This is a genomic window from Streptomyces sp. NPDC051776, assembly GCF_040681345.1.
Taxonomy (GTDB): domain Bacteria; phylum Actinomycetota; class Actinomycetes; order Streptomycetales; family Streptomycetaceae; genus Streptomyces.
In genome coordinates this window covers 1-6,548 of the sequence record NZ_JBFAYQ010000107.1, presented here as the reverse complement: position 1 = coordinate 6,548, position 6,548 = coordinate 1, and the positions used below count along the sequence as shown (strand labels likewise).

Genomic DNA, 6,548 nt, shown 5'->3' with positions numbered 1-6,548 from the left:
GTTGCCTGCGCGTCACACCCCTCTTCCTACCCGATGCACCCCTCCATACAGATCCGGATCAGCAAGATTGATCACGACATCACACAGGCCCTAGGGGCCGGTCCGCGTTACTGGCGGGGGCCGGTCAGGGCCACGGACGAGCAGCGCCGCGGAGCCGCGGTACACCGAGCGGGGCCGGGCGGGGTTTTCGGGGCCACGGGCCGGGTTACCGGGTTACGGGGCCACGGGCCGGGTTACTGGGTTACGGGGCCACGGGCCGGGTTACGGGGCCACGGCGTCGATGGCCTTCACGATCCGCTTGTCCGACACCGGGTACGCCGTGCCCAGTGCATGCGCGAAGTAGCTCACCCGCAGCTCCTCGATCATCCAGCGGATGTCCAGCACCTGCTGCGCCACCGGCTTTCCCCGCGGGAGCTGCTCAAGCAACCACGCGTATTCGTCCTGCATCTCGTGCACCTTGGCCATCCGCGCCGTGTCTCGCTGCAGATTCGTGGGGAGCTGAGTCAGCCGCCGGTCGACGGCCACCAGATAGCGCAGCAGGTCCGGAAGGCGGCGCACCCCGTGGGCCGTGACGAAGCCTGGTCCGACGAGCTCCGCGAGCTGCTGCCGGACGTCCGTGAGCGACGGGAGCAGCACGGCACTCGTCGACAGCGGAGGGGCCTTCAGCCGGCGCTCGCAGGACTGCCAGGCGGCCAGCACCTCCTGGACCTTGCGGACGGTGTCCATCGTCGCGTCCACCAGGTCGGCCCGTACCGCGTCGAAGAGCTTGCGGAAGGACTCCTCGTCCCAGGCGGGGCCGCCGCGGGCCGAGATGAGCCGGTCCGTGGCCGCGCTGACGCAGTCGTCGAACAGCGCCTGGATCGAGCCGTGCGGATTGCTCGACAGCGCCAGCTTCTGCTGGTTGGTGAGCTTGCCCTGGGCGAACTTGGCCGGGTTGGACGGGACGTTGAGCAGAATCAGCCGGCGGGTCCCGCGCCACATCGCCTCGGCCTGCTCCGTCTCGGTGTCGAAGAGCCGTACGGCCACGGAAGCGCCCTCGTCGACCAGGGCCGGGTACGCCTTCACGGGCTGCCCGGAGCGCCGGGTCTCGAAGGTGCGCGGCAGCGCCCCGATCGTCCACTGTGTGAGGCCTGTGCGCTGCTCGGGCCCGCCCGGCCCGCCTGGCCCGCCCGAGGCTTCCGAGGCCTTCTCGAAGGCCTTGGAGATGGCCGCGCGCGTCTTCGGCCTGAGCTTCAGCCGCAGTGCCTCCAGGTCCTTGTCCTCGGCGATCTTGCGCCGCCGTTCGTCGATCACCCGGAAGGTGATCTTCAGATGGTCCGGGACCTTGGCGAGTTCGAAGTCGTCAGCGCTCACCGGTACGCCGCCCATCCGCTGAAGGCCGCGCGCCAGCGCCACCGGCAGCGGCTCGGGCCCCGCCGCCTCCGGCCCGGCGGAGACCGCACCCCGTGCCCCCGCCTCGCTCAGGAAGCGCTGGGCGAAGTTCGGCGCCGGGACGTAGGAGCGGCGGATCGCCTTGGGCAGCGCCCGGATCATCTCGGTGACCAGGTCCAGCCGGAGCCCGGGGATCTGCCAGTCGAAGCCGTCCGGGGCGATCTGGTTGAGCACCTGGAGCGGTACGTGCACGGTCACGCCGTCCGCGTCGGCTCCCGGCTCGAACTGGTACGTCACCCGGAACTTCAGCTTCCCCTGCCGCCAGGAGTCCGGATAGTCGTCCTTCGTGACGGCCTCGGCGCTTTCGTTGATGAGCATCGACCGCTCGAAGTCGAGCAGTTCCGGCTCTTCGCGGCGTTTGTGCTTCCACCAGGAGTCGAAGTGCGCACCGGAAACGACGAGTTCCGGCACGCGCTGGTCGTAGAAGTCGAAGAGCGTCTCGTCGTCCACGAGGATGTCGCGGCGGCGGGCGCGGTGCTCGAGTTCCTCGACCTCGCCGAGCAGCTTGCGGTTGTCGTGGAAGAACTGGTGGTGCGTCCGCCAGTCGCCCTCCACCAGGGCGTTGCGGATGAACAACTCGCGCGAGGTCTCCGGGTCGATCCGCCCGTAGTTGACCTTCCGCTGGGCGACGACCGGCACCCCGTACAGCGTCACGCGCTCGTACGCCATGACCGCCGCCTGGTCCTTCTCCCAGTGAGGCTCGCTGTACGTCCGCTTGACCAAGTGCTGGGCCAGCGGCTCGATCCATTCCGGCTCGATCCTCGCGTTGACCCGCGCCCAGAGGCGGGAGGTCTCGACGAGCTCGGCCGACATGATCCACCGCGGCGGTTTCTTGAACAGTGCGGAACCGGGGAAGACGGCGAACTTGGCGCTGCGGGCGCCCAGATACTCGTTCTTGTCCGTGTCCTTGAGACCGATGTGCGACAGCAGGCCGGCCAGCAGCGAGGTGTGCACGCGGTCGGGATCCGCATCCTGCTCGTTGAGGTGGATGCCCATGGTCTTGGCCACCTGGCGGAGCTGTGTGTAGATGTCCTGCCACTCCCGTATGCGCAGGTAGTTCAGGAACTCGCTGCGGCACATACGGCGAAACGCGGACGAGGACAGCTCCTTCTGCCGCTCCCGGATGTAGCGCCAGAGATTGAGGAAGGCCAGGAAGTCGCTGCTCTCGTCACGGAAGCGGGCGTGCTGCTGGTCGGCCTGCTGCTGCTTGTCCGTGGGCCGCTCGCGGGGGTCCTGGATGGACAGCGCGGCGGTGATGACCATGACCTCGCGCACACAGCCGTTGCGCTCGGCGTCCAGGACCATACGGGCCAGGCGCGGGTCGACCGGGAGTTGGGAGAGCTTGCGGCCGAGCCCGGTGAGCCGCTTCTTCGGATCCTTCTGCTTCGGGTCGAGCGCGCCCAGCTCCTCGAGGAGCTGCACGCCGTCCTTGATGTTGCGGCGGTCCGGAGGGTCGATGAACGGGAACTTCTCGATGTCCCCCAGTCCGGCGGCCGTCATCTGCAGGATGACCGAAGCGAGGTTGGTCCGGAGGATCTCGGCGTCCGTGAACTCCGGGCGGGTGAGGAAGTCGTCCTCGGAGTAGAGCCGGATGCAGATGCCGTCCGACGTACGGCCGCAGCGGCCCTTGCGCTGGTTGGCGCTGGCCTGGGAGATGCGCTCGATGGGCAGCCGCTGGACCTTGGTGCGGTGGCTGTAGCGGGAGATACGGGCGGTGCCGGGGTCGATCACGTACCGGATGCCGGGGACCGTCAGGGACGTCTCGGCGACGTTGGTGGCGAGCACGATGCGGCGGCCCGTATGGCGCTGGAAGACCCGGTGCTGCTCGGCGTGCGACAGCCGGGCGTAGAGCGGGAGCACCTCGGTGTGCCGGAGGTTCTTCTTGATGAGCGCGTCGGCGGTGTCCCGGATCTCCCGCTCACCGGAGAGGAACACCAGGACGTCGCCCGGCCCTTCGGCCTGCAACTCGTCGACGGCGTCGCAGATCGCGGTGACCTGGTCGCGGTCGCCGTCCTCGCCGCCCTCCTCGAGCAGCGGCCGGTAGCGCACCTCCACCGGATACGTACGGCCGCTGACCTCGACGATCGGGGCGTCGCCGAAATGCCGTGAGAAACGCTCCGGATCGATCGTCGCCGAGGTGATGACGACCTTCAGATCGGGGCGGCGCGGGAGGAGCTGCGCGAGGTAGCCGAGGATGAAGTCGATGTTGAGGCTGCGTTCGTGGGCCTCGTCGATGATGATCGTGTCGTACTGGCGCAGCTCGCGGTCGGTCTGGATCTCGGCCAGCAGAATGCCGTCGGTCATCAGCTTGACCAGGGTGTCGTCGCCCACCTGGTCCGTGAAGCGCACCTTCCAGCCAACGGCCGAACCGAGTGGCGTGCTCAGCTCCTCCGCCACGCGCTCGGCGACCGTACGGGCCGCGATCCGGCGCGGCTGGGTGTGCCCGATCAGTCCGCGGATGCCGCGGCCGAGCTCCAGACAGATCTTGGGGATCTGCGTGGTCTTCCCGGAGCCGGTCTCGCCCGCGACGATCACCACCTGGTGATCGCGGACCGCCTCCAGGATGGCGTCGCGCTTCTGGCTGACGGGCAGTGCTTCGGGATACATGACCTCGGGCACGGCGGCGCGACGGGCGTCGAGCCGCGCTTCGGCCCGGTCGATCTCGGCCGCGATCTCCTCGAGAACGGACTGCCGTGCCTCGGGCTTGCGGATGCGCCGGGCGCCGTCGAGCCGCCGGCCGAGCTTCCGCTCATCGCGCAGGGTGAGCTCGCGGAGCCGCTCGTGCAGGGCGGCGAAGGCGACGGGGGAAGGAGAGGAAGTAGGCATACCTGGTCAAGGATCTCACTTCGCTGAATCGCTCGGCCAACGAATTCGCTCGCGGGGGCGTGTGCGGCGTGGTGCGACGTGCGTGCTGCGGCGTGCTGCGGCGTGGAGCGGGCCGGGGGGAGTCCCGGGCGAGCGGGCGAGGAGCAGCCGACCGGAGTGGGCAAACGCGTAACCTATGGGTTACGCTTTGGGGGTGGACGACGTGACCGACGCCATCGCGGATCCCGTGCGAAGGGAGATCCTCGCGATGCTGCGCGGCACCTCGCTCACGGTGAACGAGATCGCGCGCCGCTTCACGATCAGCCGCCCGGCGATCAGCCGTCATCTGCGCGTCCTGCGGGAGAGCGGCCTGGTGCGCGACGAAGTGCGCGGCCGGCAGCGGTTCTACACACTCGACCCGGCGCCGCTGGCCGAACTCGCCGACTGGATCGGCCGGATCAGCGCTCCGGCGGGCTGGGAACACCGGCTGGACGCGCTCGAGACGGAGGTGCGCCGCACGAGACGCGAGCGCGCAGGCGGGGCGCGCGTCGACCGGACGCGCGCCGATGAGGGGCGCGCGGGCCAGGACGGAGCGGCACTCCGTACAGCCCGGGGTCGTACCGCACACCCACACGAACGCAGAGAGGACACCGCATGAAACCGACACCCACCGGCCGGCTCCTGCCCACCGCCAACGGCTGCGACCTGGTGCTGACCCGCACCTTCCGGGCGCCCATCGAGGACGTATGGGCGAGCGTCACCGAGCCGCAGCGCACGGCACGGTGGTTCGGCCCATGGGAAGGCGACGCCGCTCCCGGACGCACCATCAGGGTGAGGATGGCGTACGAGGAGGGCGCGCCGTGGTGCGACGTGCGCATCGACGCGTGCGAACCCCCGCGCCGCCTGGCCGTCTCCATGGGCGACGACGCGGAGAAGTGGCGCATGGAACTGTGCCTGTCGGAGTCGGGCGGCACGACCGAACTGCACCTGGTCCAGCACCTCACCAGCGAGAAGGGCCTCGGCGAGGTCGGACCGGGCTGGGAGTACTACCTCGACATGCTGGTCGCCGCGCGAGAGGACGCGGAGAAGCCGGACTTCGACGCGTACTACCCGGCGCAGAAGGCCTACTTCGAGGGCCTCGCCACGGAGCGATGAGGCGAGAGTCCCGTACGGCTCCCGCGCGAAGGGGAGTTACGACCGGCGGCGCCACCTCGGTCGGCAGCGGCACCTCGGTCGGCAGCCCGATGACTCCGCAGGCCAGGGCGTCTTGACCGGCCGCCCGATCTGCGATCGATCAGGCCGGCCCGCATACGCGGCCTGATCGGCGAGCCGCTTCCCGTGCTCGGAGCCGCCGTACTGGTGTCACCAGAGGAAGCACTCACCTCGACCGTCATCGTGGCCGGCCTGCTGGTCCTCGGTGGCCCGTTCTTCCTCGGGACACTGACCTTCGACCGGCGAGCACTGGAGACCGAGCCCGGGGACGGGAACATCGGTTGACGTCACGTGGTCACCAGCCACGAGAACAGCCTCACTCGGTGATCTTCGATGGGGCCGCTCGCCTGGTGGGGGACGGTGGCCGGGCCGGCGTCGAGCGGCGGTCTTCCTCTTTTCGGACACGCGCGGCTCGACCGCATCCCGACGGCGGGGGATTCCCAGGTCGAAATCGTCTGCCGCAGAACGGAATCCTCCCGGTGGAAATCTGAATTCCTTGTGCGGCCGTACCCGAGCCGCCCGCTGACAGGGCCGCGCGGCGGAATTCCCGAAAGTCCTTGGCCATCCGGGCGAAGGAAGCTGGGCCGTCGGGCTGGGAAGGGGAGCGGCGGCCATGTCGGGAACTACCGGGGCGGAGTTGAGGAAGCGGTAACGGCTCCGCTGACTGATGGACGCAAGGAGGTTCCGGAATGCGTAGGCACAGAAATCGCAACGGCCACGATGCTGGTTCTGGCAGTAGGCGGATGGGCCGCAGTGGGGTCCGGGACGGCATTCGCCGGGGCCGGCCCAGCCGAGGCGAAGGCCAGGGCAAGGGGAGGATCCTCCACGGGCGCGGGCCTTTTCCAGCAGAACATTGCGCAGTCATCCCGGCAGAACAACGACTGCAATGACTCCAACACGGGGGATGCTGACGGTGATGTCTCGCTCACCGGTGGCCGGTGGCCCAGCCGTTGTGTAACCAAAGACGGCTCTCTGACCGCGTTCTCCGCAATGGCACGGCAGACGCCTAGGTGTTCTGACCATGAGCGTTGTTGACACTCGTGGGGGGTTGATCAAGAGCGAAGACCTCCGATGTGGTGGAGGTGTCTAGGCTCCACACC

4 protein-coding genes are annotated in these 6,548 nt (G+C 69.0%); 3 read left to right on the top strand and 1 reads right to left on the bottom strand.

Translation table 11 applies throughout. The features are described from left to right. Positions 1-261: 261 nt before the first annotated feature. A complete protein-coding gene (gene hrpA / locus AB0M26_RS31045) occupies positions 262-4,257 on the bottom strand; it encodes an ATP-dependent RNA helicase HrpA (protein ID WP_365266216.1) in 3,996 nt (1,331 codons plus the stop codon). 193 nt (positions 4,258-4,450) lie between these two features. Here hrpA and AB0M26_RS31040 point away from each other — a divergent pair, with 193 nt between their 5' ends. The 3 genes from AB0M26_RS31040 to AB0M26_RS31030 all read left to right on the top strand — a co-directional run bounded on the left by AB0M26_RS31040 (position 4,451) and on the right by AB0M26_RS31030 (position 5,733). Beyond that, the gene (locus AB0M26_RS31040) at positions 4,451-4,894 is read left to right on the top strand and encodes a metalloregulator ArsR/SmtB family transcription factor (RefSeq protein ID WP_365266214.1); all 444 of its coding nucleotides are present in this window, start codon (positions 4,451-4,453) and stop codon (positions 4,892-4,894) included. Further along, entirely contained in the window at positions 4,891-5,391 is a 501-nt protein-coding gene (locus AB0M26_RS31035; protein WP_365266212.1) for an SRPBCC family protein, read from the top strand. The genes AB0M26_RS31040 and AB0M26_RS31035 overlap by 4 nt, the downstream gene beginning before the upstream one ends. 204 nt (positions 5,392-5,595) lie before the next feature. Continuing rightward, positions 5,596-5,733 (top strand): hypothetical protein, encoded by a 138-nt coding sequence (locus AB0M26_RS31030; protein WP_365266210.1) that lies wholly within the window; start codon positions 5,596-5,598, stop codon positions 5,731-5,733. The last annotated feature ends 815 nt before the right edge of the window (positions 5,734-6,548 follow it).